This window comes from Sphingomonas sp. TX0543, assembly GCF_048565505.1.
In the GTDB taxonomy this organism is placed as follows: Bacteria; Pseudomonadota; Alphaproteobacteria; order Sphingomonadales; family Sphingomonadaceae; genus Sphingomonas.
In genome coordinates this window covers 2321556-2348326 of the sequence record NZ_JBLZUS010000002.1, presented here as the reverse complement: position 1 = coordinate 2348326, position 26771 = coordinate 2321556, and the positions used below count along the sequence as shown (strand labels likewise).

The 26771-nt window shown below is 62.8% G+C and carries 24 protein-coding genes; 11 read left to right on the top strand and 13 right to left on the bottom strand.

From position 1 onward, the window contains the following. Nucleotides 1–48: 48 nt before the first annotated feature. Nucleotides 49–207, bottom strand: coding sequence for a hypothetical protein (locus ACM61V_RS11855; protein ID WP_171007527.1), 159 nt, complete (start codon nt 205–207; stop codon nt 49–51). A gap of 144 nt (nt 208–351) precedes the next feature. Between ACM61V_RS11855 and ACM61V_RS11850 the strand changes: the two genes are divergently transcribed. Then, entirely contained in the window at nt 352–1383 is a 1032-nt protein-coding gene (locus ACM61V_RS11850) for a YadA C-terminal domain-containing protein (protein ID WP_137786210.1), read from the top strand. Between the two features lie 42 nt (nt 1384–1425). Here the strand turns inward: ACM61V_RS11850 and rpoD are convergent, their stop codons facing one another. From rpoD to ACM61V_RS11835, 3 genes are read right to left on the bottom strand one after another with little or no spacing between them, the layout of a single operon-like run. Continuing rightward, nucleotides 1426–3450, bottom strand: coding sequence for an RNA polymerase sigma factor RpoD (rpoD, locus tag ACM61V_RS11845; RefSeq protein WP_137786209.1), 2025 nt, complete (start codon nt 3448–3450; stop codon nt 1426–1428). After that, nucleotides 3450–5336 carry a DNA primase gene (dnaG, locus tag ACM61V_RS11840; RefSeq protein ID WP_137786208.1) on the bottom strand — a complete coding sequence of 629 codons (1887 nt, stop codon included), beginning with the start codon at nt 5334–5336 and terminating at the stop codon, nt 3450–3452. The genes rpoD and dnaG overlap by 1 nt, the downstream gene beginning before the upstream one ends. A 55-nt stretch (nt 5337–5391) precedes the next feature. After that, nucleotides 5392–5844 carry a GatB/YqeY domain-containing protein gene (locus ACM61V_RS11835; protein WP_137786207.1) on the bottom strand — a complete coding sequence of 151 codons (453 nt, stop codon included), beginning with the start codon at nt 5842–5844 and terminating at the stop codon, nt 5392–5394. A gap of 120 nt (nt 5845–5964) precedes the next feature. Between ACM61V_RS11835 and carA the strand changes: the two genes are divergently transcribed. From carA to ACM61V_RS11810, 5 genes are all read left to right on the top strand, one after another. Continuing rightward, nucleotides 5965–7137 carry a glutamine-hydrolyzing carbamoyl-phosphate synthase small subunit gene (carA, locus tag ACM61V_RS11830; protein ID WP_137786206.1) on the top strand — a complete coding sequence of 391 codons (1173 nt, stop codon included), beginning with the start codon at nt 5965–5967 and terminating at the stop codon, nt 7135–7137. After that, nucleotides 7134–7502, top strand: coding sequence for a hypothetical protein (locus ACM61V_RS11825; RefSeq protein WP_137786205.1), 369 nt, complete (start codon nt 7134–7136; stop codon nt 7500–7502). Before carA ends, ACM61V_RS11825 begins: the two co-directional genes overlap by 4 nt. Continuing rightward, the gene (carB, locus tag ACM61V_RS11820; protein ID WP_419714012.1) at nt 7502–10834 is read left to right on the top strand and encodes a carbamoyl-phosphate synthase large subunit; all 3333 of its coding nucleotides are present in this window, start codon (nt 7502–7504) and stop codon (nt 10832–10834) included. Before ACM61V_RS11825 ends, carB begins: the two co-directional genes overlap by 1 nt. 78 nt (nt 10835–10912) lie before the next feature. Next, nucleotides 10913–11389 carry a transcription elongation factor GreA gene (gene greA, locus ACM61V_RS11815; RefSeq protein ID WP_137786203.1) on the top strand — a complete coding sequence of 159 codons (477 nt, stop codon included), beginning with the start codon at nt 10913–10915 and terminating at the stop codon, nt 11387–11389. Then, nucleotides 11386–12180: an APH(3') family aminoglycoside O-phosphotransferase gene (locus tag ACM61V_RS11810; protein WP_137786202.1), complete on the top strand. Its 795-nt coding sequence runs from the start codon at nt 11386–11388 to the stop codon at nt 12178–12180. The genes greA and ACM61V_RS11810 overlap by 4 nt, the downstream gene beginning before the upstream one ends. Nucleotides 12181–12184: 4 nt before the next feature. Here ACM61V_RS11810 and ACM61V_RS11805 read toward each other — a convergent pair whose 3' ends face one another. From ACM61V_RS11805 to ACM61V_RS11785, 5 genes are read right to left on the bottom strand one after another with little or no spacing between them, the layout of a single operon-like run. Beyond that, on the bottom strand, nt 12185–12412 hold the full coding sequence (locus ACM61V_RS11805; RefSeq protein ID WP_137786201.1) for a DUF4170 domain-containing protein: 228 nt from the start codon (nt 12410–12412) through the stop codon (nt 12185–12187). Nucleotides 12413–12452: 40 nt separating this feature from the next. After that, nucleotides 12453–12929: a hypothetical protein gene (locus ACM61V_RS11800; protein WP_137786200.1), complete on the bottom strand. Its 477-nt coding sequence runs from the start codon at nt 12927–12929 to the stop codon at nt 12453–12455. After that, on the bottom strand, nt 12926–13282 hold the full coding sequence (locus ACM61V_RS11795) for a DUF3618 domain-containing protein (RefSeq protein WP_137786199.1): 357 nt from the start codon (nt 13280–13282) through the stop codon (nt 12926–12928). Before ACM61V_RS11795 ends, ACM61V_RS11800 begins: the two co-directional genes overlap by 4 nt. Continuing rightward, nucleotides 13275–13619, bottom strand: a complete 345-nt coding sequence (locus ACM61V_RS11790) for a phage holin family protein (RefSeq protein WP_137786198.1) — start codon at nt 13617–13619, stop codon at nt 13275–13277. Before ACM61V_RS11790 ends, ACM61V_RS11795 begins: the two co-directional genes overlap by 8 nt. A gap of 3 nt (nt 13620–13622) precedes the next feature. After that, nucleotides 13623–14102 (bottom strand): hypothetical protein, encoded by a 480-nt coding sequence (locus tag ACM61V_RS11785; RefSeq protein WP_137786197.1) that lies wholly within the window; start codon nt 14100–14102, stop codon nt 13623–13625. 135 nt (nt 14103–14237) lie between these two features. Here ACM61V_RS11785 and eno point away from each other — a divergent pair, with 135 nt between their 5' ends. Both eno and ACM61V_RS11775 read left to right on the top strand, forming a co-directional pair. Next, a complete protein-coding gene (gene eno / locus ACM61V_RS11780) occupies nt 14238–15518 on the top strand; it encodes a phosphopyruvate hydratase (RefSeq protein WP_137786196.1) in 1281 nt (426 codons plus the stop codon). 54 nt (nt 15519–15572) lie between these two features. Then, nucleotides 15573–15887 carry an FtsB family cell division protein gene (locus tag ACM61V_RS11775; RefSeq protein WP_137786253.1) on the top strand — a complete coding sequence of 105 codons (315 nt, stop codon included), beginning with the start codon at nt 15573–15575 and terminating at the stop codon, nt 15885–15887. An 8-nt stretch (nt 15888–15895) separates the two neighbouring features. On the opposite strand, the gene ACM61V_RS11770 is transcribed toward ACM61V_RS11775, so the two are convergent. Next, the gene (locus ACM61V_RS11770) at nt 15896–17293 is read right to left on the bottom strand and encodes an MFS transporter (protein ID WP_137786195.1); all 1398 of its coding nucleotides are present in this window, start codon (nt 17291–17293) and stop codon (nt 15896–15898) included. Nucleotides 17294–17367: 74 nt separating this feature from the next. Between ACM61V_RS11770 and ACM61V_RS11765 the strand changes: the two genes are divergently transcribed. Beyond that, a complete protein-coding gene (locus ACM61V_RS11765) occupies nt 17368–19470 on the top strand; it encodes a prolyl oligopeptidase family serine peptidase (RefSeq protein WP_419714011.1) in 2103 nt (700 codons plus the stop codon). A 47-nt stretch (nt 19471–19517) separates the two neighbouring features. Beyond that, nucleotides 19518–19862: a WYL domain-containing protein gene (locus tag ACM61V_RS11760; protein WP_249341476.1), complete on the top strand. Its 345-nt coding sequence runs from the start codon at nt 19518–19520 to the stop codon at nt 19860–19862. Nucleotides 19863–19918: 56 nt separating this feature from the next. Here ACM61V_RS11760 and ACM61V_RS11755 read toward each other — a convergent pair whose 3' ends face one another. Then, nucleotides 19919–20449 (bottom strand): glycine zipper 2TM domain-containing protein, encoded by a 531-nt coding sequence (locus ACM61V_RS11755; protein WP_137786193.1) that lies wholly within the window; start codon nt 20447–20449, stop codon nt 19919–19921. Between the two features lie 89 nt (nt 20450–20538). Then, nucleotides 20539–22854, bottom strand: coding sequence for an ATP-dependent helicase (locus ACM61V_RS11750; protein WP_137786251.1), 2316 nt, complete (start codon nt 22852–22854; stop codon nt 20539–20541). 137 nt (nt 22855–22991) lie between these two features. Here ACM61V_RS11750 and ACM61V_RS11745 point away from each other — a divergent pair, with 137 nt between their 5' ends. Further along, nucleotides 22992–23393: a GFA family protein gene (locus ACM61V_RS11745; protein WP_137786192.1), complete on the top strand. Its 402-nt coding sequence runs from the start codon at nt 22992–22994 to the stop codon at nt 23391–23393. A gap of 34 nt (nt 23394–23427) precedes the next feature. Here the strand turns inward: ACM61V_RS11745 and ACM61V_RS11740 are convergent, their stop codons facing one another. Further along, nucleotides 23428–26130, bottom strand: coding sequence for a DUF3857 domain-containing protein (locus tag ACM61V_RS11740; protein ID WP_249341475.1), 2703 nt, complete (start codon nt 26128–26130; stop codon nt 23428–23430). Between the last annotated feature and the right edge of the window lie 641 nt (nt 26131–26771).

Below are 26771 nucleotides of genomic sequence, written 5' to 3'. Positions count from 1 at the left end.
CGAGCATCTCCGTTTCGGATTGGTCGGGATCGGCAGATTGCGTCGCTTTCAGCCGAAACGGAGGCAATTGGTGAAAACCTTCCTGTGCTGTGGTGCGCGCAACGCCGAACGTTGTTCGTGTTTCACGCAGCAACGTCGGTTGGCGCGATCGACCGTAATGTAATCGCGGCCGCCTAGAAGAATGATGCCGGCGATCGAGATGTCCACCTTCATCTCCGGCAAGAAGGCGCTTCCGGGCACGGTCCCTCGTCCGACGCCTTCCACTTCGTCACATCGCCCTGTCCAGGGGCGTGCGTGTCATCCCGGCGGCGGCTTCGTCCACCGCCGCCGGGGCTTTTCCGGGAGATTGAGATGCCTCGTTCGTTGATTCTGCTGCTGGGATTCTCTTCCGCCATGGTGCCCGTGCCGGCGACCGCGCAGACCCTGCTCGACGTGATCGGCTCGCTCGCGTCGCTCGATACTCGCGTTACCCTGCAGGCTGGATCGATCACCGTGATCGATGGCCGGGTGACGACCAATACGCAGGCGATCACGCAACTGGAGGTGGATCGCGCGAATTTGCTCGATCGGCTCGCGGCAATCGATGCTGCGGCGGGCACGGTCGCGAGCAGTTTGCAGGCGCAGCAACAGCTATTGGCCGGCCTGACCGGTCAGTTGCAGGCATCGGCCGGTGTCGCCGACGCGCTCAGCCTGAACCTCCAGGCCCAGGGATCTGCTGTGGGCGCGCTCGACACGCGATTGAATGCTGCCGTCGATCTCGTGACCCAGCAGGGCGCGCGGATCGAGATCGTCAATCAGGTCGCGCTGGCAGCGCAGGACGCGGTGGTGACGCTGCGCGGCGATGTGGATGCGGGCCGGGCAGGACTGGTCCGTCAGGCCGATCGCGACGCACCCGTCACGATCGCTTCGCAGAGTGGCGGTACATCGGTATCTTTCGCGGGTTTGTCGGGCGATCGCCGGCTGACGGGCGTCGCAGATGGTGTTGCTGCGAACGATGCTGCAACCGTGGGGCAACTCAACGCTTCAAGCGCGACGACGCTGGCGACAGCGAACGATTATACCGATCGTGCGGTAGCCGAGACGCTTGACCGCGCCACCGTGGCCAGCCGTCAGATGATCGCGGCGAACAATGCCGAGTTGCGGCGGGACATGAGTGCGCTCGCTGCCGGTTCGAATGCCTTGTCGGCATTGCCGCAGGCGTTCATTCCAGGACGGGGGATGGTCGGCGCAGCCATCGGTGGCAGCCGCGGGCAAACCGCATTCGCGATGGGCCTGTCGAAAGCCTTCGTCGGCGAAAACGCGCCGGTGATCCGCGCGGGCGCTGCCGTTGACACACGGCGCGGCGATCTCAGTTACAACGCCTCGGTCGGCATTCACTTCTAAGCCGAAAAAGGAAGGGCGGCTCGCTGGCCGCCCCTCGCGCGATTACTGATCCAGGAACGAGCGCATCTTGCGGCTGCGGCTGGGGTGCTTGAGCTTGCGCAGCGCCTTCGCCTCGATCTGCCGGATGCGTTCGCGCGTCACGCTAAACTGCTGGCCGACCTCTTCCAGCGTGTGATCCGTGTTCATCCCGATGCCGAAACGCATGCGCAACACACGCTCCTCACGCGGGGTCAGGCTGGCAAGCACCCGGGTGACGGTTTCCTTCAGGTTCGCCTGGATAGCGGCATCTACCGGGATGACGGCGTTCTTGTCCTCGATGAAATCTCCGAGATGCGAATCCTCCTCGTCACCGATCGGCGTTTCAAGGGAGATCGGCTCCTTGGCGATCTTCATCACCTTGCGCACTTTTTCCAGCGGCATGGAAAGGCGCTCCGCCATTTCCTCCGGCGTCGGCTCGCGGCCCTGCTCATGGAGGAACTGGCGGCTGGTGCGCACCAGCTTGTTGATCGTCTCGATCATGTGAACCGGGATGCGGATCGTGCGCGCCTGATCGGCGATCGATCGGGTGATCGCCTGCCTGATCCACCAGGTGGCATAGGTGCTGAACTTGTAGCCGCGACGATACTCGAACTTGTCCACGGCCTTCATCAGGCCGATGTTGCCCTCCTGAATAAGATCAAGGAATTGCAGCCCGCGATTGGTGTATTTCTTCGCGATCGAGATGACCAGGCGCAGGTTGGCCTCGACCATCTCCTTCTTGGCGATCCGCGCCTCGCGCTCGCCCTTCTGCACCATATTGACGATGCGGCGAAACTCGCCGAGCGCCATGCCGGTCTGCTGCGAGATTTCCGCGATCTCGGCCCGGATGCGCTCGACCGTTCCCGCCTCGTTGGTGGCGAAGGCGGTCCATTTCTTATCGAGACCGTTCACCGTCTGGAGAAACGTGTCGTCGAGTTCATGGCCCATGTAGCGATCAAGGAAATCCTTGCGGTTGACCTTGTGGCGCTCGGCAAGGCGCAGCATCTGCCCGCCCAGCGCCGTCAGGCGCCGGTTGAAGCTGTAGAGCTGATCGACAAGATATTCGATCTTCGCATTGTGAAACTGAACGCTCTCCACCTCGGCGGTCAGATCCTCGCGCAGCTTCTGGTATTTCCGCTCCTCAGCGGCCGAAAGTTCGCCGCCGGCGCCCATCGCGTCCAGCCGCTGCTCCTGCATGCGCGAAAATTTCTTGTAGATCGCGGTGATATTGGCAAATTTCTCAAGCGCCTGCGGCTTAAGCGTTTCCTCCATCTGCGCGAGCGACAGGGTGTTGTCCTCGTCCTCGTCATCGGCCGGGCGACGCGCGCGGCGCTCGGTCATGTCATCGTCATCGTCAGCGGCGACTTCTTCCTCGGGCTCTTCTTCTTCCTTGAAGCTGGCGCCCGCGGTCTTCTCACTGATCTCCCCGCTGTCGTCCTCCTCGGCGCCCTCGACCTGTTCCGCCGAAGGCCCCTTCGATAGCATCGCATCGAGATCGAGGATCTCGCGTAGCTGCATCGTGCCTTCGTTGAGCGCGGTGGACCAGTCGATGATCGCGTTAAACGTGATCGGCGATTCGCACAGACCGAGGATCATGGTGTCGCGGCCGGCCTCGATCCGCTTGGCGATCGCGATTTCGCCCTCGCGGCTGAGAAGCTCGACCGCGCCCATCTCGCGCAGGTACATGCGGACGGGATCGTCGGTGCGATCGACCGTCTCCTTCTTCTTTTCGATGACCGGCGCATTTTCCTGGTCGGAGTCGACGGCATCGACCTCCTCCTCGGCTTCCTGCTCCTCGCCGTCCTCGCCCTGCTCTTCATTCTCGACGATGTTCACGCCCATTTCGTTGAGCGCGGACATGATGTCCTCAAGCTGATCCGAGGACATCTGGTCCTGCGGCAGCGCCTCATTGAGCTGGTCATAGGTGATGTATCCGCGCTTTTTTGCGCGGGCGATCAGCTTCTTGACGTTCGCATCGTTCAAATCGATCAGCGGGGCATCGGCCACGTCCGTCGTGTCGTCACCACCGCTACCGTTCACCTTCGCCATCAATTATCCTCGGCACCAAGAGCGCGGGCGTCTTCGTTCGACTGAACGAGATTTGCAAGCCGAAGCTCCAACGCCTGCTTTTCCTTCACTAACGCCACCTGCCGCTGAAACGCATCGTCGGTAAAGCGCGCCTGCATCGCGGAAGTTGCATCCGCAAGCGCCGCATTCACCTCGGGACCGGCAACCAGAATCGCGATTGCCTCGTCGAGGTCGGCGCGCGCCTGGCTTTCATCCCCTGTTCGCTGCGTAAAGCTGTATGGCATCGTATCGGCCCGAAGCAGGTCAGAAGCGACCGTATCGAAACCGGACTTTGCTAATATGGTCACAAGGCGCCGGGTATCAAGCGCGCGATCCTCAAGAGCGAGATCGACAACCGCCTCGAACAGCCGGCCGAGTGCGCCATCGACCATGCGCATGCCGCCAAGCACTTCCATATGGCGCGCGATCTCGGCGGGATGGCGGATCAGCCCCGCGAGAACTGCCTTGGCGAGCAACCGGTCGATACCGCCAGCGGCGCGCACCGCCTTCGCATCCTCGGTGATCGGCGGCGACGGTGGGGTCCAGCGCTGTCCGGGCCGACGATCCGCGCGTTGCATGAAGCCGCTACGCGATGTGAAATTTGGCCGCGCGCGCGAGAAGGCATCGTCGAAGCGATTGCGGAATTCGCTTTGATATTCGCTGCGCACCGATGGATCGGCGATCGATTGCGCGAGCTCGTTGAGGCGGCGGCGCAGGCCGGCGCGCTGTTCCGGAGTGGCGAGCGGCTCGGCGGCGAATTCGTGCTTCCACAGGCGATCGGCCAACGGCTCAGCCTCACGCACGAGAGTCTCGAACGCCGCAGGCCCCTTCGCCTTGACGAGATCGTCCGGGTCCTGACCATCCGGCAGGTTGAGGAAGGCGAGGCTGCGACCCGGCGCCAGCATTGGAAGCGCGCGATGCGCGGCGCGGATCGCCGCCTTCTGCCCGGCGTTGTCGCCATCGAAGCACAGGACCGGCACATCGACCATCCGCCACAGTCGATCAAGCTGATGCTCGGTCAACGCGGTGCCGAGGGGAGCAACGACTTCCGCGATACCCGCCTGCGCCAGCGCGATCACGTCCATATACCCCTCGACCACGAACACTCGGCCGGCTTTGCGCGCCGCGGGCGCGGCGCGATCGAGATTATAGAGCGTGCGCCCCTTGTCGAAGAGCGGCGTATCGGGGGAATTCAGATATTTCGGCTCGCCATCGCCGATCACACGGCCGCCGAACGCAATGACCCGGCTGCGCTGATCGCGGATCGGGATCATCAGCCGGCCGCGAAAGCGATCATACGGCTCTTTGCCCTCGACGCTGATGAGCAGCCCCGCATCGATCAGCGCGGTATCGCCATATTCCTTGAGCGCCGTGCGCAGCTTGCCGCGCGCGTCCGGCGCGAAACCGATGCCGAAATCCCGCAACGTTTCCGCTGCAAGCCCGCGCCGCTCGGCCAGCGCGCGCGCCTCGCCGCCGCCGATGCCTGCGAACTGGCTGACGAACCATGTCTGAGCCTCGGCCATCGCGTCATGCAGGCCGTTCTGCCGTTCGGCTTGCTTGGCGGCACGGGAATCGGGGGCCGGAAGATCCAGCCCGGCGCTGGCGGCGAGTTCCCTCACCGCGTCCATGAATGGCAGCCCGCGCTGGTCGGTCATCCAGCGAATAGCATCGCCGTGCGCCGAGCAGCCGAAGCAGTGATAGAAGCCTTTGTCGTCGTTAACGTAGAAGCTGGGTGTCTTCTCGTTGTGGAACGGGCAACAGCCTTTGTGCTCGCGGCCCGCCTTGGTGAGCTTGACCGTCTTGCCGATTAACGCGGACAGCGATGTTCGCGCGCGTAGCTCGTCAAGAAAGGCGGGGGAGAGACTCACACGCGCATTATAACCTATGCGCAGGAAGCCCCACCCACCGCAAACATTAAATTTTTCAGCTAAGTGCGGCCTTCACCAGTCCGCTTGCCTTGGACATGTCCAGCACGCTGGCGTGACGCGCTTTCAGTTCGGCCATCACACGTCCCATGTCCTTCATGCCGGCCGCGCCAAGATCTGCCTTGATCGCCTCGATCGCGGCCGATGTCTCGGCCGCGCTCATCTGCTGCGGAAGGAAGCGCTCGATCACCGCGACCTCGCGCTCCTCTGCGGCCGCCAGTTCTTCCCGGTCGCCCTTGCGATACATCTCGATCGATTCGCGGCGTTGCTTCACCATTTTCTGAAGCACTTCCACGACGAGTGCGTCGTCATCCGCCGGCGCGCCGCCGGTGCGCGCCTCGATATCGCGGTTTTTGATTGCCGCCTGGATCAGGCTGATCGCGGCGCGGGATTCCTTGTCGCCGGCCTTCATGGCGGCGATCTGGGCTTGCTTGATATCGTCTCGAATCATGAACGGTGAATAGCGCCCCGCGCTGCGTGAGGCGAGGGCGGTTGACGCGAGGGGGGCAAGGGCTTAGCGGGCGGGGCTTAGCGACATCGTAGATTTTAACGAACGGAGTGCCCGCCGATCATGGCCGACGCCAAGCCCTTTGACGTGCCCGAAGGCGCCACTGGCGTCCTCGTTCTGGCTTCCGGTGACGTCGCTTGGGGCCGAGGCTTTGGCGCGGAAGGCGAAGTGGTGGGGGAAGTGTGCTTTCACACCGCCATGACCGGCTATCAGGAGATCATGACCGATCCGTCGTTCGCCGGCCAGATCATCAACTTCACCTTCCCGCACATCGGCAATGTCGGCGCGAATCCTGATGATGTGGAGGCGGACGAGCCGCATGCGCTGGGCATGATCGTGCGCCAGGACGTGACCGCCCCATCCAGCTTCCGCAGCGTCGAGCGGCTGGACGGCTGGATGAAGCGGCACGCGCGCGTCGGCCTTTCCGGCATCGACACGCGCGCGCTGACCCGTCGCATCCGCACTGGCGGGGCACCCAACGGCGTGATCGCGCACTCCGCCAGCGGCAAGTTCGACGTACCGCTGTTGCTGGAAATGGCACGCGGCTGGCCGGGGCTGGAGGGCATGGACCTCGCCAAGGCAGTGACGACGCAAGCGCATTATGGCTGGGGCGACAATCGCGATGGAGGCGTGTGGCGCCTCGGCTTCGGCTATGCCGGGATCGACGGCAACGCGCGTCCGCATGTCGTCGCGGTGGATTACGGCAGCAAGCACAATATCTTCCGCAATCTGGTGGCCGCGGGAGCGAAGGTTTCGGTCGTGCCCGCCACCGCGAGTTTCGACGAGATCATGTCGCTCGGCCCGGACGGAATCTTCTTGTCGAACGGCCCCGGCGATCCGGCAGCGACGGGCGACTATGCCGTGCCGGTAATCCAGAAGCTGCTGGAGACAGGCAAGCCGCTGTTCGGCATCTGCCTGGGCCACCAGCTTCTCGGGCTGGCGGTGGGCGCGAAGACCACCAAGATGTTCCAGGGCCATCGCGGCGCGAACCATCCGGTGAAGCGGCTCAGCGACGGCGCGGTCGAGATCACCAGCATGAACCACGGCTTCGCGGTCGAGCGCGAGACGCTGCCCGCGAACGCGCGCGAGACGCATGTGTCGCTGTTCGACGGCAGCAATGCGGGGCTGGAACTGACCGACCGGCCCGCGTTCAGCGTGCAGTACCACCCGGAGGCCAGCCCTGGGCCGCAGGATAGTTTCTATCTGTTCGAGCGGTTTGTGGGGATGATGGGGTGACCACTCACAACTACAGCCGATACGTTGACGATGTGCTGCTCGCGGTAGCCGACAAGCAAATCGGTCCGAACTTGTTGCCGGTCAACGTGGACGAGTTGCACCATGAGTTGTTCTCAGATCGGCCAACGGAATGGGTTCAAGCTATTATCGGAGACTTGGAGGGCCGTGGCTACGGAAAGGACCGGGACATCCAAAATTCGAGAGTATTTTTGATAAATGGTAAAGGCCTCGCTCGAGTTGCCGAAATTCGAGAAGAGCGAAGGCCAAGAAATATTTTAGATTATTTGCGCGGCTTCTCTCGAAGTGATTGGATTGCCCTCGCAGCATTCGTTGTTTCCGTAATTGCATTGATCAAAGGCAAGTGATGCCAAAACGCACCGACATCTCCTCCATCCTCGTCATTGGCGCGGGGCCGATCGTCATCGGTCAGGCGTGCGAGTTCGATTATTCGGGCACGCAGGCGATCAAGGCGCTCAAGGAGGAGGGCTATCGCATCGTCCTGGTCAATTCGAACCCGGCGACGATCATGACCGATCCCGAGCTGGCCGACGCGACCTATGTCGAGCCGATCACGCCGGAGGTGGTCGCGAAGATCATCGAGAAGGAGCGGCCCGATGCGGTGCTCCCCACGATGGGCGGGCAGACCGCGCTCAACACCGCGCTCGCGCTGTTCCGCGACGGCACGCTGGAGAAGTTCGGCGTCACGATGATCGGCGCCGATGCCGAGGCGATCGACAAGGCCGAGGATCGGCTCAAGTTCCGCGACGCGATGGACAAGATCGGGCTGGAATCCGCGCGCAGCCACATCGCGCACAACGAGGCGGAAGCGCTGGCGGGGCTGGACAAGGTGGGCCTGCCGGCGATCATTCGCCCGTCGTTCACGCTGGGCGGCACCGGCGGCGGCGTGGCCTATAACCGCGAGGAATTCATCGAGATCGTCCGCAAGGGCCTCGATGCATCGCCCACCACCGAGGTGCTGATCGAGGAATCGCTGCTCGGCTGGAAGGAATATGAGATGGAGGTGGTCCGCGATCGGGCGGACAATTGCATCATCATCTGCTCGATCGAGAATGTCGATCCGATGGGCGTCCATACGGGCGATTCGATCACCGTCGCGCCGGCGCTGACGCTGACCGACAAGGAATATCAGATCATGCGCAACGCGAGCATCGCGGTGCTGCGTGAAATCGGCGTGGAAACAGGGGGTTCCAACGTACAGTTCGCAGTCAATCCGAAGGATGGCCGGCTGATCGTGATCGAGATGAACCCGCGCGTCAGCCGCTCCTCGGCGCTCGCATCCAAGGCCACCGGCTTCCCGATCGCGAAGGTCGCGGCCAAGCTTGCGGTGGGCTATACGCTCGACGAGATCGAGAACGACATTACCGGCGCGACGCCGGCGTCGTTCGAGCCGACGATCGATTATGTCGTCACCAAGATCCCGCGCTTCGCGTTCGAGAAGTTCAAGGGCGCGGAGGCCGTGCTGGGCACGGCGATGAAATCGGTCGGCGAGGTGATGGCGATCGGCCGCAACATTCACGAATCGATGCAGAAGGCACTGCGCGGGCTCGAGACGGGGTTGTCCGGCTTCAATCAGGTCGATCGTCTCGTTGGCGCGCCACGCGCGGAGATCGAGGCGGCGCTGGCCAGCCCTACGCCGGATCGGCTCCTGGTCGCGGCGCAGGCGCTGCGCGAGGGCTTCACCGTCGCCGAGGTGAACGCCATCGCCAAATACGATCCGTGGTTCCTGGAGCGGATCGCGGAGATCGTCGCGGCAGAGGATCAGGTTTGCCGCGAAGGTCTGCCGATCGAGGCTGGCGGGATGCGGCGGCTGAAGGCGATGGGTTTCTCGGACAAGAGGCTGGCGTGGCTGGCGCTGCAATCAGCGAACCTGCGCGGAATGGAGCGCGGCATCGCGCGCGGCTCCGGGCTGATTCACGAGGCGGTGGTCGCGATGACCGGGGGCGTGACCGAGGAAGAGGTTCGCGCGCTGCGCCACCGGCTGGGCGTGCGCCCGGTGTTCAAGCGAATCGACACCTGTGCCGCCGAGTTCGACGCCAAGACGCCATATATGTATTCGACCTACGAGGCCCCGAGCTTCTGCGAGCCGGAGAATGAGGCGCTGCCCTCAGAGCGACGCAAGATCGTCATCCTGGGGGGCGGCCCCAATCGCATCGGGCAGGGGATCGAATTCGATTATTGCTGCTGCCACGCGTGCTTCGCGCTGGCAGATGCCGGGTTCGAGACGATCATGGTCAATTGCAACCCGGAAACGGTGTCGACCGATTATGACACGTCCGATCGCCTCTATTTCGAGCCGCTGACCGCAGAGGACGTGCTTGAGATATTGCATGTCGAGCAGACGGTGGGTGAGTTGGTTGGCGTGATCGTGCAGTTCGGCGGGCAGACCCCGCTCAATCTGGCGCGAGCGCTGGAAAAGGCGGGTATCCCGATCCTCGGCACTTCGCCCGACGCAATCGATCTGGCGGAGGACCGCGAGCGCTTCGCGGCGCTGGTGAGCCGCTTGAAGCTGCTCCAGCCTTCAAACGGCATTGCGCGCAGCCGCGAGGAAGCGCTGATCGTCGCCGAGCGGATCGGTTATCCCGTGCTGATGCGCCCGAGCTATGTGCTCGGCGGGCGTGCGATGGAGATTGTCGATGGCCCGATGCAGCTCGAAGATTACATTCAGACCGCCGTGCAAGTGTCTGGCGATGCCCCGGTTCTGATCGATCAGTATCTCCGCGACGCGATCGAGGTTGACGTCGATGCGATCTGCGATGGCGACGATGTCGTGGTTGCTGGCGTGCTTCAGCATATCGAGGAGGCCGGGGTTCATTCCGGCGACAGCGCATGCTCGATCCCGCCTTATTCGCTGTCGAGCGAGATCGTCGCCGAAATCGAGCGGCAGACCGAGGCGCTGGCGCGCGGGCTCGAGGTGCGTGGGCTGATGAACATCCAGTTCGCGGTAAAGGATGGCAACGTCTATCTGATCGAGGTCAACCCACGCGCCAGCCGCACGGTGCCGTTCGTCGCCAAGGCTATCGGCGCGCCGATCGCGAAGATCGCCAGCCGCGTGATGGCCGGAGAGAAACTACGTGATCTGCCAAAGATTGACCGCAGGATTGACTATTTCGCGGTGAAGGAGGCGGTCTTCCCGTTCAACCGTTTTCCAGGCATCGATCCGGTTCTGTCGCCCGAGATGAAGTCCACAGGTGAAGTAATGGGGATCGCACGCGATTTTACCACGGCTTTCGCCAAGTCGCAGCTTGGTGCGGGGATGGTGCTGCCGACATCCGGTGCGGTATTCGTCAGTGTAAAGGATGGTGACAAGGCGCATATCGTGCCGGCTGTGCGCGATCTGGTCGGTGCGGGTTTCTCGATCGTTGCGACTGGCGGAACGGCGGACCATCTCGAAGCTGCCGGTTTGCCAGTGGAACGCGTCAACAAGGTGGCGCAGGGGCGCCCGCATATCGTTGACCGTATCAAGGATGGCGGCATCGATCTGATCTTCAACACCACCGAGGGATGGCAGAGCCTGAAAGACTCTCAGCCGATCCGCGCCGCAGCGCTAGGGCAGAAAATTCCGTATTTCACCACCGCCCCGGCATCGGTAGAAACCGCGAAGGCAATTGCGACTTCCGCGCTGCGCGACCTTGAAGTCAGGCCATTGCAGTCTTATTATTCGCAGTCGCACAATTGATCCCAGACATTGCAGGATAGTGCGAGGCAGCGGGTACGACAGCCGCTGCCCAAGGGGTTTTACGGAAGGGGTTGCGTGATGGCGACGGTCGAGAAGATGCCGATGCTTCAGGAGGGCTACGAGAAGCTCAATGCTGATCTGAAGCGCCTGAAAGCTGAGCGTCCGCAGATTGTTGACGCGATCGAGGAGGCTCGGGCGCACGGCGATCTTTCGGAAAACGCGGAATATCATGCCGCGAAGGAGCGTCAGGGCCAGATCGAGGCGTCAATCGCCGACATCGAGGATAAGTTGAGCCGGGCGCAAATCATCGACCCGAAAGAACTTTCAGGTGACAAGGTGGTGTTCGGGGCGACCGTCACGCTGATCGGTGAGGATGACAAGCCGATCCGCTATCAGATCGTCGGCCAGACCGAGGCAGATGCCAAGACCGGAAGGATCAGTTACAATTCGCCGCTCGGCCGCGCGCTGATCGGTCGCAACGTCGACGACGAGGTCGAGGTCTCGGTGCCGGCCGGCGACCGCTATTACGTCGTCTCCAAGGTCGAGTTCATCTGAACCCACACCGCGCCCTTCTTCCGGCCACGCTGGCCGATCTGATCGGCCAGCGCGAATGGAAACGTCACGTAGGCGGTGAGTCAGGCGCGGACGTTTTTTGCCTGGGCGGATCTGAGGGCGACGATCTCTATCTGAAATACGGGACGGATGACGTCGCCGATGCCATAGTCGATGAGGCCGTGCGCCTGCGCTGGCTATCCAAACGTCTGCCGTGCCCCGATACGATCGCGCTAGTGACGCAGGGTAACGAAGCTTGGCTTCTCACGACGGCGCTGTCCGGCAAAACCGGCGATGCGTGGCTTGAACAAAACCCCGCTATGTTGCCGTGCGTCATCAACGCATTCGCGCGATTTCTGCGCCAGCTACATGGCTTACCTGTTGAGGATTGCCCGTTCGATGCGGGTAGCGCCGTGCGACTGGCGGCGGCGCGGCGTGCCGTGGCGGCCGGCCTGGTCGATATCGGTGATTTCGGCGACGATCACGCCGGGTTGAGCGCAACGGAAATGCTTGAAAAGACCGAGGCGCTGGCCGTATTTGACGCCAGCCTTGCGGTGACGCACGGCGATTTCTCGCTCGGTAATCTGTTGCTTGATGAACATGGCGAGGTAATCGGCGCGATTGATCTAGGTCGGCTTGGAGTTGCAGATCGTTATCAGGATATCGCGATCTTCTGGCAGAATTTGGCCGACTATGGCTCGCGGGCGCAGGCCCAATTCCTTGCCGCGATTGGCGTAACCGATGTTGACGAGCAGCGGTTGAAATTTCACCGCTGTCTCGACGAATTGTTCTGAGCGATCACACCGCCGGCTTCAGTGAATCAGGCTCGAGTAGGCGGTGAAGGTGGACAATCACGTACTTCATCTCAGCATCGTCGACCGTTCGCTGCGCGGCAGCACGCCACGCCTTCTCTGCGCTGGCATAGTCGGGAAAAACCCCGACTATGTCGATCGATGATAGATCCTTGAAGTCCAGGGTGCGCGGGTCCGCGACACGCCCGCCGAAAACGAGATGTAGCTTGCTCATGCGCGCGCCCTAGCCCCGAGAAGGCGTAAAAGGGAAGGGGTCAATGCGCCCCGGACCCTCCTTTACCCGCTTTTGTAGCAGCGGTTCCGGCCGACGTAGCCGCCTTCAACAGACCATCTAGAAGCGATTTGGCCTGACCGCGCGCGGCGTCTCGGTTGATCCCTAGCGAATTCAACTCCGCCGTGCCCGCCTCTTTCGCGGCGGCGACGGCTGCCGCTGCGGTGCTGCCCACCCGCTTACCTATCGGAGCGAGCAGTTCCTTTTCGCGCTTGCCACGCGGTATCACGGCGGCAGCGATTGCGCCTAGCGCCAGGCCGCCGACGATAACCCCGATCGGGTTGGTTTCGATTGCGTCAGCGGTACGTAACGCCGCTCCGCGCGCGCGGTCGCGTGAGACCTCTAGAGCCTCGCTCGCCCGGGCCCGGGCGGTTTCGAGAGTCGATGAGGCCTTTTCGCGCGCTGCATCGACACCTTCACGTAATTTGCCATTGGAAGTTTCGGTGGAAGCGTCTGTCATTTTACTAGCCTTTCCGCGCGGGGCACCCATTTGCATAATCTAACGCTGACCGCACGCTTCGGTTTCTTTCGGAGACTGGCACGAAAGAAGTTTAGCGCGCCTCCAATGTGTCGGTGACCAAGGGCTGCTGCAAGAAGCGCGACACCGCCGGCGATCTTGCCGGGATGCCGCCTAGCGGCGCTAACGCTTGCTTCAACGGCCCGAGCGCCGGTCTCGCTGATTTGCCCGATGGCCTCCCTCGCGACGTTTTTTGGCGCGAGGCGAACCTGTAAAGCCCCAAGCGTAGCATTCATCCGGGCGCGAGCTTCTGCGGCGCGCGCCTCAGCGCGATAAAGTTCGCTAATATCAGTCATTTCTGATTCCTCGCTTGAGGCGGCCCCGGCCGATGAGCGCAAGTGTTGCAGCGATCAGCAAGGTGACGCCGCAAACAACGAGCGTCGCGATGCCCGGGCCGGTATAAGGAGTAAGCGTCAAGATTACCCCGACCAATATTGCGATCAACGCGGCCAGCGCGAAAACAAGCGCGCCGCCGAACATAATCGCCGCGTCGCGAAATCGGGTCACACTTGTCGCGACGCGCGCTTTTACAAGCCCTATTTCCGCGCTCGCCACTTCGCGCGCGTCGCCCGCAAGTTGGTTGACAAGCGTTGCAATGCCATCATCGATGGAAAAGCGATCCCCCTCCGTCACGGTTCAGGACCGCTCGCGGTGATCCAGCCCCGCGGTAAGTAGCCGCGCTACGACGAAACCAACGGCCGCTGCAGCGCCAATAGCGACGGCCGGGCTTTTGCGCACGAGATCACGCGCATCGGTGATAAGATCATCAACGCTCTTGTCATCGAGCTGTGACGAGAACCCCTGTACTTTTTCCGACGCGTTGCGAGCATACTGGCCATAATGTTCGCCCAGCTTTTCGTCGACCTGTCCCGCGGCGTCACTGAGCAATTGCGAAAGTTGGCTGAGTACCGTGGAAGCACGGGCCTTTCCATCTTGGGCCAATTCACGCGCTCTGTCGCCAGCCTGTTCGCGCAGCTTGCCAGTATTGTCTGAAAGCGCTTGCTTAACGTCAGAAAAGCGGCTGCCGTCCCCGTTCTTGAGCGGCTCAGCGGTCTGCGCCGCCGCATCGGCCTTCACGTCGCTATCGGTCATGGGCTGGAACGGGGTATCGGACATCGTCGAAATCCTTCGTTGATCGCGAATAAAACCCCGTCCCATATGCGGAGGTTCCATCGCCAATTGCGGCCAGGCGGCCTCACGGTTAGAGGCTGCGCGACCCGCCACCTACCACCATCTTAGAAGGATCGTTTCGTGACAGCAATCATCGACGTCCATGGCCGCCAGATACTCGATAGTCGGGGCAATCCCACGGTGGAGGTGGATATCTTGCTGGAGGACGGCAGCTTTGGCCGCGCCGCCGTCCCGTCGGGCGCTTCGACCGGGGCGCATGAAGCGGTGGAGAAGCGCGATGGCGACAACACTCGCTGGCTGGGCAAGGGCGTCGACCAAGCTGTCGATAACGTCAACGGCGAGATTGCCGAAGTGTTAGTCGGACTGGACGCCGAGGACCAGATGGAACTGGACCAGGCGATGATCGAGCTGGACGGCACGGAGAACAAAGGGCGGCTTGGCGCCAACGCGATCCTCGGGGTCAGTCTGGCCGCGGCCAAAGCCGCCGCCGATGCGAGTGGCCTGCCGCTCTATCGCTATGTCGGCGGCGCGGCGGCGCATCTCTTGCCGGTGCCGATGATGAATATCATCAACGGTGGCGAACATGCTGACAACCCGATAGACTTCCAGGAATTCATGATCATGCCGGTCGGCGTGGATAGCTTTGCCGAGGCGGCGCGCTGCGGGGCCGAGATTTTCCACACGCTGAAAAAGGGCCTCCATGAAAAGGGTCTCGCAACGTCTGTGGGCGACGAGGGCGGTTTTGCGCCAAATCTGGCGAGCACAACTGACGCGCTGGATTTCATCATGACCTCGATCGAGCGCGCTGGTTACAAGCCGGGCGACGACGTGATGCTGGCGCTAGATTGTGCGGCGACCGAGTTCTTCAAGGACGGAAAATACGTAATTTCAGGCGAAAACAAGATCCTGGAACCTGGCGCGATGGCAGAATATCTGGCGGATCTCGTTGCGCGCTATCCAATTCTCTCGATTGAAGACGGCATGGCGGAGGACGATTTCGAGGGCTGGAAAGCGCTGACGGACGCGGTTGGCGGCAGCGTGCAGCTTGTCGGTGACGATCTGTTTGTCACTAACCCGAAGCGCTTGCACGACGGCATCGCGCGCGGGCTTGCCAATTCTCTGCTGGTAAAGGTTAATCAGATCGGCACGCTGACGGAGACCTTGGAGGCAATCCGCGTGGCCGAGCGCGCCGGCTATACCGCCGTGATGAGCCATCGCTCTGGAGAGACCGAAGACGCGACGATCGCCGATCTCGCCGTCGCCACGAACTGCGGTCAGATCAAGACGGGTAGCTTGGCGAGATCCGACCGGCTGGCGAAATACAACCAGCTGATCCGCATCGAGGAGGAATTGGGCCACGTTGCGCGCTATGCGGGTCGCGATGTTCTGAGAAATCGCTGAAATCGCCGGAATACCGCTTGATTGACGGTCGGCTTCGCGCGACAACGCTCGTTAATGCGCCGCCGACCGTCAACCTTTCTCATAACCCTGAAACGCGCGGCCCTTCCGGCCGCCGCGCTAACGGTCATGGCGTTCTTCGGTATTTATGCTGTGGCAGGGCCTAACGGCGTTTTGGCGCTGGGCGATTACAAGCGGCAACTGTTGAAGCGCGAGCGTGATTACGCGATGCTCGATCAGCGCAGGACGATGCTGCGCAACCGCGTTGCGCTGTTGGATCCGCGGCATGCCAATCCAGATATGGTGGACGAGCTAGTGCGTCGGGAGCTGAATGTCGCGCATCCCGACGAGGTGATCGTCCCGCTGCCCTGAGCCGCGTACTAGTAACGCGTATGCCGCAGCGTTGGAATCTCGTCTTGCGTTTCAGCGATTGAAGGGTTGCGGATCGACGGGCGTAGCCGCGCGATGCTGCATAGCCCGGCAATCAGCGCGAGGCCGGCCGAGATCATCGGCGGCACGCCACCGGCACCGATATTATAAGCGAGCAGTGCAGCAACCAACGTTGCTCCGGTTGTTTGCCCGGTGAGGCGTACGGTTGATACCAGCCCCCCGGCAGCTGCCGCGCGCTCCCGTGGGGCGGACCCGATGATAAGCCGCGCGTTCGGTGGCAGATAAAGCCCGAAGCCGGAACCGCACAGCGCCATGCGCCAAGCTATATCAAAATACGTGGGGTTAGCTGGCATCAACGCGATCAAAGTCAATGCAATGATAGATATGGCCATACCGATGCCACCCAATATCCCTGCCGGTATGCGATCCGAAAGATAGCCAGCGAGCGGGGCGACGATCATGTTGGTCATCGGCCAAGGTGCGATTGCCGCCCCAATTGCAGCGGCAGAAAATCCCAGCGCCTGCATCCGAAATGGCGTTGAAATCAGCAAGGTCATCGAGGCTGTGAACGCCACGAAGCCGCCCAGCGCGCTGAGCCCGATAACCGGCCGCGCAAGCAGATCGATCGGCAGGATCGGATGCGTCTCGCCACGCTCGCGCCGAACGAAATAGACGCCTACGGTGATGCCAGCCAACACGATGGCGGCGGAAATTACGGGGCTGTCGCCGTGAACGCCGCTCTCAAGGCCGCCGATGATAAGCCCGAACATCGCCGCGCACATTATCGCGCCGGGCACATCGAAGGTGGTATTGCGCGGCTTCGGTGCCGGGATCGCGCCACCCAGCAATAGACTCACAACCGCAAAGGGTATTGCGCTTGCAAACACCCACGGCCATGGCGCAACCGCCAGCACCAGTCCGCCGAGCGTTGGCGCAGCAGCGGCTGAGCTGGTGACCACGACCGAATTGATGGCCAGCCCGCGCCCGAGCTGGTTGGCCGGATATATCTGCCGGATCAACGCGGACGCGACGCTCAGAACCGCGGCCGCTCCGGTAGCCTGCACCGCACGCACAATCAGCAGAAAAGGCAGGCTCTTTGCAAAGAAGCACAGCAGCGTCGCAACCGTGAAAATAAGCTGCCCCGCCTGATAGGTACGCTTCAGGCCGACGCGTTCGCCCAGCCCCGAAAAGGGTAGCATCAGCATTACCAGCATTACTTGATAGACGGTGACGATCGAAACGACCGAACTATGCTCCACGCCCAGATCGCGCGCGATTGTGGGCAACGCTACATTGGCGACACCGCCATCGATGATGACCAGCGCCGACCCGAAAGACATTGCTGCGATCGCGGCATAACGCCGTGGGATGGGAAGGCCGTCCTGCATCTGCCTATCCGATAGCGAGGATTGCGATCATCGCAATCGGGCGGCATGAAAGTATTTCTTGGAGGATAGTTCCGATGATGCGGCATCTCGCGCTGGTTTTCTGGCTGCCGGCTCTTGTCGCGGGAACCGCGCTAGCCCAGACGGCTTCGATGGCCGACAAAGACCCCTATATCTGGCTTGAAGAAAAGGACGGCGCAAAGCAGCTCGCCTGGGTAAAGCAGGAAAATGCGCGTACGCTGGCCCGGCTGGAAAGCGATCCGCGCTACCGCACTTATTATGACGAGGCATTTGCGATCGCGGCGGCCACGGATCGCATTCCGATGCCGGAGCAGACGAATGGCCGTATCCTGAATTTCTGGCGTGACGTCGATCACCCGCAGGGCGTTTGGCGCTGGACGACTCATTCGAATTACTTAGGCGCCAGCCCGAAATGGACGACGTTGCTGGATCTCGATGCATTGTCGAAGGCCGAGGGCAAAAAATGGGTGTGGAAGGGGGCGACATGTCTGCAGCCCGACGAGCGGCTGTGCCTCGTCCAGCTTTCGGAAGGTGGCGAGGATGCCGTGGAACTGCGTGAGTTCGATCTCGCGACAGGCAAATTCGTTGAGGGTGGCTTCCGCCTGCCGAAGTCCAAGCAGGGTGCGAGCTGGGTGGACAGGGATTCTCTGCTCGTCTCGCGTGATTGGGGGGAAGGGACGCTGACAGCATCCAGCTACCCATTCGTCGTGAAGCTGGTGAAGCGGGGTCAGGCGCTGGACCAGGCTAGGGAGGTGTTTCGTGGCGAGCCGGGCGATCAGCTTGGAACGTATGCCCGCACGCTTGCCGACGCGTCGGGTAATCGTCTTATAGTTATTGAAAGGCGCAACACCTTTTTCGGAGGCGAGAAATTTTTCTGGACTCCCGCAGGTTCGCACAAGCTTTGTGTGCCGGCACGTACGTTCGCGACTGGGCTGGTCGGGGGTCGAGTGATCTTCGAGACGAGCGACACGTGGGCCGACATTCCGGCCGACGCGGTTGCGTGGGCGCCGCTTGCCGAGATGAGCGGTGGCAAGATCACTCCCCGCATATTGTTCGCGCCGACCGCGCGACAAGCCGTGCAGGGCGTTGCGACGACGAAGGATCATGTTCTCGTCAGCTATACCGATAATGTACGTGGTCGGCTTGCGAGCTTTTCCGCTACCGGCGACGGTTGGCGCGAACGCACGTTGCCGGTTCCTGAGAATATGAGCGTGGCGATCGCCAGTTCTACCGAACGGAGCAATGAGGCGTACGTAGCGATCAACGGTTTCGCTACGCCGACCGCGCTAGCCGCAGTGGATGCGACCACAACGACAGCGCCGTTGACGGTCAAGTCGTTGCCAGCGCGGTTCGATGCGACGGGTGTGAAAGTCGAACAGTTCGAAGCGACCTCTACCGACGGGACGAAGGTGCCTTATTTCGTTGTGCTGCCACGGGGCGCTAAGCTGGATGGCACGCTGCCGACGTTGATGACCGCGTACGGCGGGTTCGAGCTGGCTCGTTTGCCAACCTATCTGGGGGCGACGGGCAAGATCTGGACCGAGCGTGGCGGTGCTTTCGTGCTCGCCAATATCCGCGGCGGGGGGGAGTTCGGCCCAAAGTGGCACGATGCTGGGCGGAAGACGAAGCGTCAGGTGATCTATGACGATTTTGCTGCGGTCGCGCGCGATCTGTTTTCCCGCCGGGTTACCTCTGCGAAGAAACTCGGCATCTATGGTGGTTCGAACGGCGGTCTTCTGATGGGCGTGGAACTCACCCAGCATCCAGAACTGTGGAATGCGGTCACGATCCAGGTGCCGCTGCTCGATATGGTGCGATATGAGAGGATAGCGGCCGGAGCATCGTGGGTGGACGAATATGGCTCTGTAAGCGTGCCTGAGGAGTGCGCGTTCCTGGAAAAGATTTCTCCCTATCGAAATTTGAAGCGCGAGGTCGTCTATCCCGAGCCATATATTTGGACGACAACGAAGGACGATCGGGTCGGCCCGCAGCACGCGCGAAAATTTGCTGCGCGGATGAAGGAATACGGCCTCCCCTATCTTTTTTATGAGGATACGGCTGGCGGCCATTCCGGAGACGCGGATATTGCGCAGGGTGCGCGCCTTCAGGCGCTTCAGATGGTCTATTTTAGCCGGCGTTTGATCGGCACGGCACAGTAGATTATAAAGTTGTTGCTGCAATGCAGCAGAACAATTAACATGGCTCAATGAAGCTGAATACCGAGGAGGATCGCGTGGCCTCCGCTCCCCCGGCAAGCATGCCGGTCGTGTTTGAGGCGATCGTTAAGCGCCAGGCTCTTGCGGCGACATATAATCGTGGCGAGGTCACTCTGGCGCCGCATATCGTCTATACGAAACACGGCGAACTTTACGTCGACGCCACCACTCTCGATCGTGACGGAAAGCCGCCACGCGAGGAAAAGGTTGGCGCGTTTAAAATCGCCGGCCTCGGTGGATTACGCATCACCCCGCGGCGTTTCGAGCCGTCCGAACTGTTCGATCCTTCGGAAGTGCGATACGCCGGGGTTACGTTGCTCGCTATCGAGCGTTGACGCGGCAGATCTTGCCCGGATCCGGTCGCCATCGCCGCGTCCGGGCATAGTCTGCATCAGCGGCAATGCAGCGACGAGTTTTTCTGATCTATCGATTTGCCGGCGAGTGCCCCCGCCGCGCCGCCCAGTAATGTGCCGACAATCCGGCTGCGGCCGCCGTCGATCACATTGCCCAGAATGCCGCCCAGCGCGCCCCCGACCACCAGGCCGGTGGTGCCGTCGCTGCGCTTGCAGTAATAGCGGCCGTCGTTGCCGGAATAGACGCGCTCGTCCGCGCTCATCGCGCGTTCCTGATACTGTGCGCCGCCGCGATAGTCGCGTGCCGGATCATAGCCGCGCTCGTCGCGCCAGCCATCGTCACCATAGCCGCGCGGCGGGGGCGGGGGCGGGGGCGGATAGCCGCCGGGATTGCGGCGCGACAGCTGAAGGTAGCGATCATATTCCTGGCGGAACACATCCAGCTCGCGACTGAAGCGATCCTGCGCCGCGCGGAACCGCGCCTCATCGGCGGAGGATTGCGCCAGCGCGGGCATCGCGCCGGAGATACTCGCGGCGATCAGCGCGGCGCCAAGAAAACGACCAAGCATTCCAAAACCCTCCCTTGCCCATGATGGGCGACGAATAGCTATCGCCCCCATCCCGTACCGTGGATGAACGATGCAGACGCGGCCCGAACTCAACCGCTGCTGGTGGTGACGAAGCTGTCCATCACGCGCTTGCGCCCGGCATGATCGAAATCGATCTCGAGCTTGTTGCCCTCGATCTCGACGATCGCTCCGCCACCGAATTTCTGGTGAAAGACGCGCATCCCGACCACGAGATCGCTGCGCCCCTTGTTGCCGAGGCTGACCGAGGGGCTGCGGCTCTCGACCACCCGCGTCGGTTCGCGGGTGAAGGTGCGGCTCTGCCACTCACCGCCCGGCTTGCTGCCGAGACTGCCCGCCGCACGCTGCCAGCCGGGCCCGCGCCCGGTGCCGCGCGCCACTTCGGCGAAAGGATCGGCACGTTCCGACCAATTGGCACGCCACAGGCTGGCGCCGCCGGACATGGTGGTTTCCTCCTCGACATGATCGCCGGGCAGCTCGCCCACGAATCGCGACGGGATCGATGAGGTCCACTGGCCGTAGATGCGACGGTTCGCGGCATGAAGGATCGTGGCACGACGCCGTGCGCGCGTGATCGCGACATAAGCGAGGCGGCGCTCCTCCTCCAGACTGCGCAGGCCGCCCTCGTCCAGCGATCGCTGCGAGGGAAACACGCCTTCCTCCCAGCCGACCAGGAACACCGTGTCGAATTCCAGCCCCTTGGCGGCATGGATGGTCATGATCGTGACCTTGGCATCCTCGCGCGTGGCCTCATTGTCCATGACAAGGCTGACATGCTCAAGGAATGCGCCGAGGCTCTCATATTCCTCCATCGCGCGGACGAGTTCGGTGAGGTTCTCCAGCCGCCCGGCCGCCTCGGTCGATTTCTCCGCCTGCCACATCGCGGTATAGCCGCTCTCGTCCAGTATCTGCCGGGCGAGATCGGGGTGTGACAATTCGCTCGCGAGCTGCCGCCAGCGCGCGATATCGCCGACGAAATTGCCCAGCGCGCGGCGCGCCTGCGGGGTCAGCTCGTCGGTATCGAGGATCCGCGCGGCGGCGATGCTCAGCGGCAGCCCCTCCGCACGGGCAAGCTGATGCAAGCGCGCCACCGCCTTGTCGCCCAGGCCGCGCTTGGGCGTGTTGACGATCCGCTCGAACGCGAGATCGTCCGCCGGCTGGTTGACGATGCGCAGATAGGCCAGCGCATCGCGGATTTCGGCGCGCTCGTAGAAACGGAAACCGCCGACGATGCGATAGGGCATGCCGATCGCGATGAAGCGATCCTCGAATTCGCGGGTCTGGTGCTGCGCGCGCACCAGGATGGCGATATCGTCAAGGCTGCCGCCGCCGCGCTGCGCCGCCTCGATCTCGTCGCCGACGCGGCGCGCCTCCTCCGGCCCATCCCACACGCCGATGACGCGGACCTTGTCGCCCGCGTCGATCTCGGTCCACAAGGTCTTGCCGAGCCGCCCGCTGTTGTTGGCGATCACGCCGCCGGCCGCGCCCAGGATATGCGGTGTGGAGCGATAATTCTGCTCCAGCCGGATGATCTTCGCGCCGGGAAAGTCGCGCTCGAATCGCAGGATGTTTTCCACCTGCGCGCCGCGCCACGAATAGATCGACTGATCGTCATCACCGACGCAGCACAGATTCCGCCGCTCCTGCGCGAGCAGCCGCAACCAGAGATACTGGACGCTGTTGGTATCCTGATATTCGTCCACCATGATGTAGCGGAAACGCTGCTGATAGTGCGCCAGCACCTCGCGATCGGTCTTGAGGATCGTGAGCACATGCAGCAGCAGATCGCCGAAATCGCAGGCGTTCACGGCCTTCAATCGCGCCTGATACTGCTGATACAGCTCACCGCCGCGCCCGTTGCCGTATCGCTCGCTCTCGCCGGCATCGATGTCGGCCGGGGTGAGGCCCTTGTTCTTCCACTCGTCGATCAGCCCGGCGAGGCTGCGCGCGGGGAAGCGCTTTTCGTCGATATCGGCGGCGACGATCAGTTGCTTGAGCAGCCGGAGCTGGTCATCGGTATCGAGGATCGTGAAGTTCGACTGCAGCCCGACCAGCTCGGCATGGCGGCGCAGCATCTTCGCGCCGATCGCGTGGAACGTGCCCAGCCACGGCATCCCCTCCACCGCATCGCCGACGAGCCGCCCGACGCGCTCCTTCATTTCCCGCGCCGCCTTGTTGGTGAAGGTGACGGCGAGGATTTCGGACGGATAGGCCCGGCGCGTCCACAATAGATGCGCGAGCCGCGCGGTGAGCGCGGCGGTCTTGCCCGTGCCGGCGCCGGCGAGGACGAGCACCGGGCCGTCGGTGGTCAGCACCGCTTCACGCTGCGGCGCGTTGAGGCCAGCGAGATAGGGCGCGTCGGCGGGGGTGGATACAGGAACACTCACCACCGAACAGGTAGGGAACGGCGCGCCCGCGGGCAAGCGCGGCGTGGCATCCGGCGGCGGCCGAGCCGATCTGCGCGCCACTTGCGCCCGCTGGCGGTTCGTGAGAACAAAATAAAAACATCGGCAGGAGCGATTCGATGGCGATCTCGGGAAAGTGCCATTGCGGCGCGGTAACGTGGCGAGCGGACGGGGAGGCGGAGCATCATGCCCTGTGCCATTGCGAGGACTGTCGCCGCTGGTCCGGCGCGCCGCTGGCCGGATGGATCGCGTTCGATGAGAGCAAGGTGACGATCAGCGGGGAAACCGCGGCATATCACTCGTCGGAAAGCGTGACGCGGGAATTCTGCGGGAAATGCGGCACCGGGCTTTTCTATCGCAACCCCGTGATGCTGCCGGGAATAATCGATATCCAGTCCGGCACGATGGACCATCCCGAACAGTCGCCGCCCGGCGCGCATATCATGGTCAGCCATCGGCTTGGCTGGGTGAGGGACATGGCCGACCTGCCCGAGTTCGCCACCTATCCGGGAATGGACTGACGGGCGCCCGGCAAGCGCCGCTCGCGATCGCCCGTCAGGATGGCGTGATTCCATAGCGCGCATATTGCTTGTCGATACGCGGCAGGAGGCGTCGCGCGATCGCGAGTTCCCTTGCGGCCTCCGGCTCCCGATGGAGCTTCGCCAACACGATGGCGCGCATGAAGCGACTCTCCGGCTGATCGGGCGAGGCGGCCAGTGCGGCGTCGAGATCGGTCAGCGCTTCCTGATATTTCCCCAGGCGAAACCAGACCAGCGCGCGGCTGTCGAGCGCGCCCGTCGTGTCGTTGGCGAGTTCGATGGCGGCGGTGCAATCCTTCAACGCGGTGTCGAGCATCACTTGCCGCGTGCCCTTTACCCAGCACCGCGCGTTCATCAGCGACGGCGACCCCGGCTTGTCCGCGATCAGGCTGTCGTAAAGGGCGAGCGATTCGGCCGCGCTGCCATATTCACCCAGCAATTGCGCCCGCAGCTCGCGATAGCTGTTGCGCAGATTGCCGCCCAGCGCGATGCGTTGATCGATCAAGGCCAGCGCGCCGACGAGATCGCCGCGTTCGGCCTTGATCTCGCTGACCCGCCCCGTCGCATCCATCGACGAGGGATCGAGCGCGCGCGCCGATTCCGCATCCGCGAGCGCGGCGGCCATATCGCCGAGATCATAGAATGTGTTCGAACGTTGGAGATACAGCTCGACCGATGGCGCGATCGTGATCGCGCGAGTGAGATCGGCTACCGCACCGCGCCGATCCGCGATGGCGATACGGAGCGACGCTCGGCTAATGTAACCGGAGGCCTCATCGGAATCGGCTTGCGCGATCGCTTTGGCGAAGATCGCCTCGACTGCCGCGATCTGCGTCGCGCCGGCAGGATCGCCCGACGAAAGGTCCCAGCGACGCCGCGTGTCGGCGGGCGCGACGATCCGGGGCGCCCGCGCCTTCGCGGTTGCAAGGGCGTCGCGCTCAGCGGGAATCTGCCCCGCCGCAATTTCTTCACCGACCGCATCGATCCGTTCGTCGAGCGTCAAAACGCCGTCTGCCAGGTGCGTCTCGCGCGTGATATCGTGTCCCGCGATATGGCCTTTGAAACCGGGCTCTCCCTCCAGCGTGAACCCGCGGCCCTTTTCCGGCAGGCGAAGCCGGAGCCGGTAGCGCATCCCCGCAGGCGGGCCGCCCGCTACCGGAACGGACGCCCAGTTCGCCTTGCTACGATCCGGATCGAAGCTGAACTGCGCCAGCAACCGGGCGACCGCGCGCTTGCGTCGCCGGTCGTCGGTGATCCAGGACGTGGTCGTCACACCGCGCCCCTTCACCGTTACCGTGCCGGTGACGGGATCCGGGGTGATCGACGTATCAGAGAACTGCCCTTCGCCGACCAGGTTTTGCAGGACCCGGTCAACGGCACCGCGTTGATCCTTCGCGCCCAACTGGCTCTTTGCCAACGTCAGCAGGAGCGCTGGCTGCCCCCGAACGATCGCTGTCGCTTCGAACGCACTTGGAATATCGACGCTGGCGGTCTCGTCAGCGTCTATGGTCAAGTCGATGACCGGGCGCGCGTTGGCGTGATTTTCGATCCTGATGGGTGCCGCGCCCTCGGTGCGCACCGGCAACACATATCCAAGGGCCGGCGTGTCGTGAATGTCGGCGAGCCGCGAGCCCGAACCCGTGCCGTCCAGCCACAGGGTTTGACCATCGATGGTCGCCTTGACGAAAACGTGGTTGAACGCCGCTGCGCTGGGCAATCGCTCCGGCACGAAATCGCCGGTTCCTCCAGCCGAGGCAAGAACCGGCTCGGCCTCGATTCCCATTGCGCGCAGCAACGCCAGCAGCAGCGCCGTCTTGGCCTTGCAGTCCCCGTAACGGACTTCCCATGTGCGCGCGGGCTTCTGCGGGACATAATTCCCGCCGTCCATGCCGACCGCCAGATAGCGGATCTTGTCCTGCACGAGTTCCAGCGCGCGCTGGGCCCGCCCGACCCTGGAGGGATCGGCCTTCATGATCGCTTCCACCTCGCCCGCCAGCGCGGAACCGGGGGCGATTGCCGTGCTGTCGGCGCCATAAAGTGGCGCGAACGTCCTCGAGACATCCGCCCAATCCGAGAATGTCGACAGTTCCAGCAGCGGTGGATGGCGATAGCGACCGGGGGCATTCTCCGGCATCTCGACCTGCTTGGGCACGGGCAGGGTCAACTGCAACAGCGTGTCGCCGCCATTACGCACCGGCGCGACCTTCACGCCTTCGGCGAGCAGCTTCCACTTTGGTGGGGCCGCCGTGGGCCACGAAACCCGCTCGCGGGCGAAGCCGACACGAGCGGGCAGGGCGGGCAGCGACACGACATTCTGGACGTGCCCGCCCAGCGCGGCGTCCTTCAGCGTAGTCGAGGCGCGGAGGCGCAAGATATCGCCGACCTGCAACCCTTCGACCGCGAGCGTTGCCGTGAGAATGCCGGTGAGTTCCTGCTGCTCCAGCAATTGCTCGCGGCGCAGCACGACAAATTTCTGTCCCTTCGCCAACACGTCGATCCGCTGGCCCGTGCGCCAGATGGAAAGCTCATGAACGATGAGGTCGCCCTTGTCCGGGGACCATGGCAACGTCAGCGATGTTGCCTGCGCCAGCATTTCTGGAGACGCGATCCGCGTCGCGACATCGAGGTAAGACCAGAGCTGGCCGTTTTCGATGCGTTGCTGCGTATCGTAGATCACGACCGGCGCCGCATCGGAATCGATCTTTGCGGTATCGGGCATGGTCGCAGCGACGACCCAGGCCGGGGCAGGCTGATAAAGAGGCGTGTCGCTGGCCACGCACGGCGTCACGGCCGCGCAAGCGAACGAAGCTGTCAAACCGATCGCAAAAAGCCGCATTTCCCCCGCCCGCCTGCCAACCCCACGTGATCGATAAATGCTAAAGGATTGAGACGCACGTGGAAATGCCGTTAAGCACGATATCATCGGGCGAAAACCGCTATCCCCGTTGGCTGCCGATCTGACCGACAAGCCGGGTTGCTGTCTTTTGTGCGCCAGCCACGATCGGCGGGACCGTACAAAGGGCAGGCTGACCTTTCGCGCCTAGCCGCGCTTTGACCTCTGCAAGTCGAACTATACTGGCGAATCCATATCAACTCGATAGGAATATCATGGTTGCCGGCGAAGCTGTGATCCGGCGCGATTCTGCGATCTGAGGAGCCCCGCGATGATGTGTTGCTGTTGTCTCCATGAACCGACCCGGGCGACCTGTCGCCGCTAGGGCCCTGACCGCCCGATACCGATCGTAACCGGTCCGCGCGTCGTTTGACACAACGGACTGGCTTGCCCTGTCGCCCCGTTTCGAGGCGGTCGGCGGCAAGGGAGGGGTGCGCCCGGCGCCTGGCGATCCACGACCTCACTCC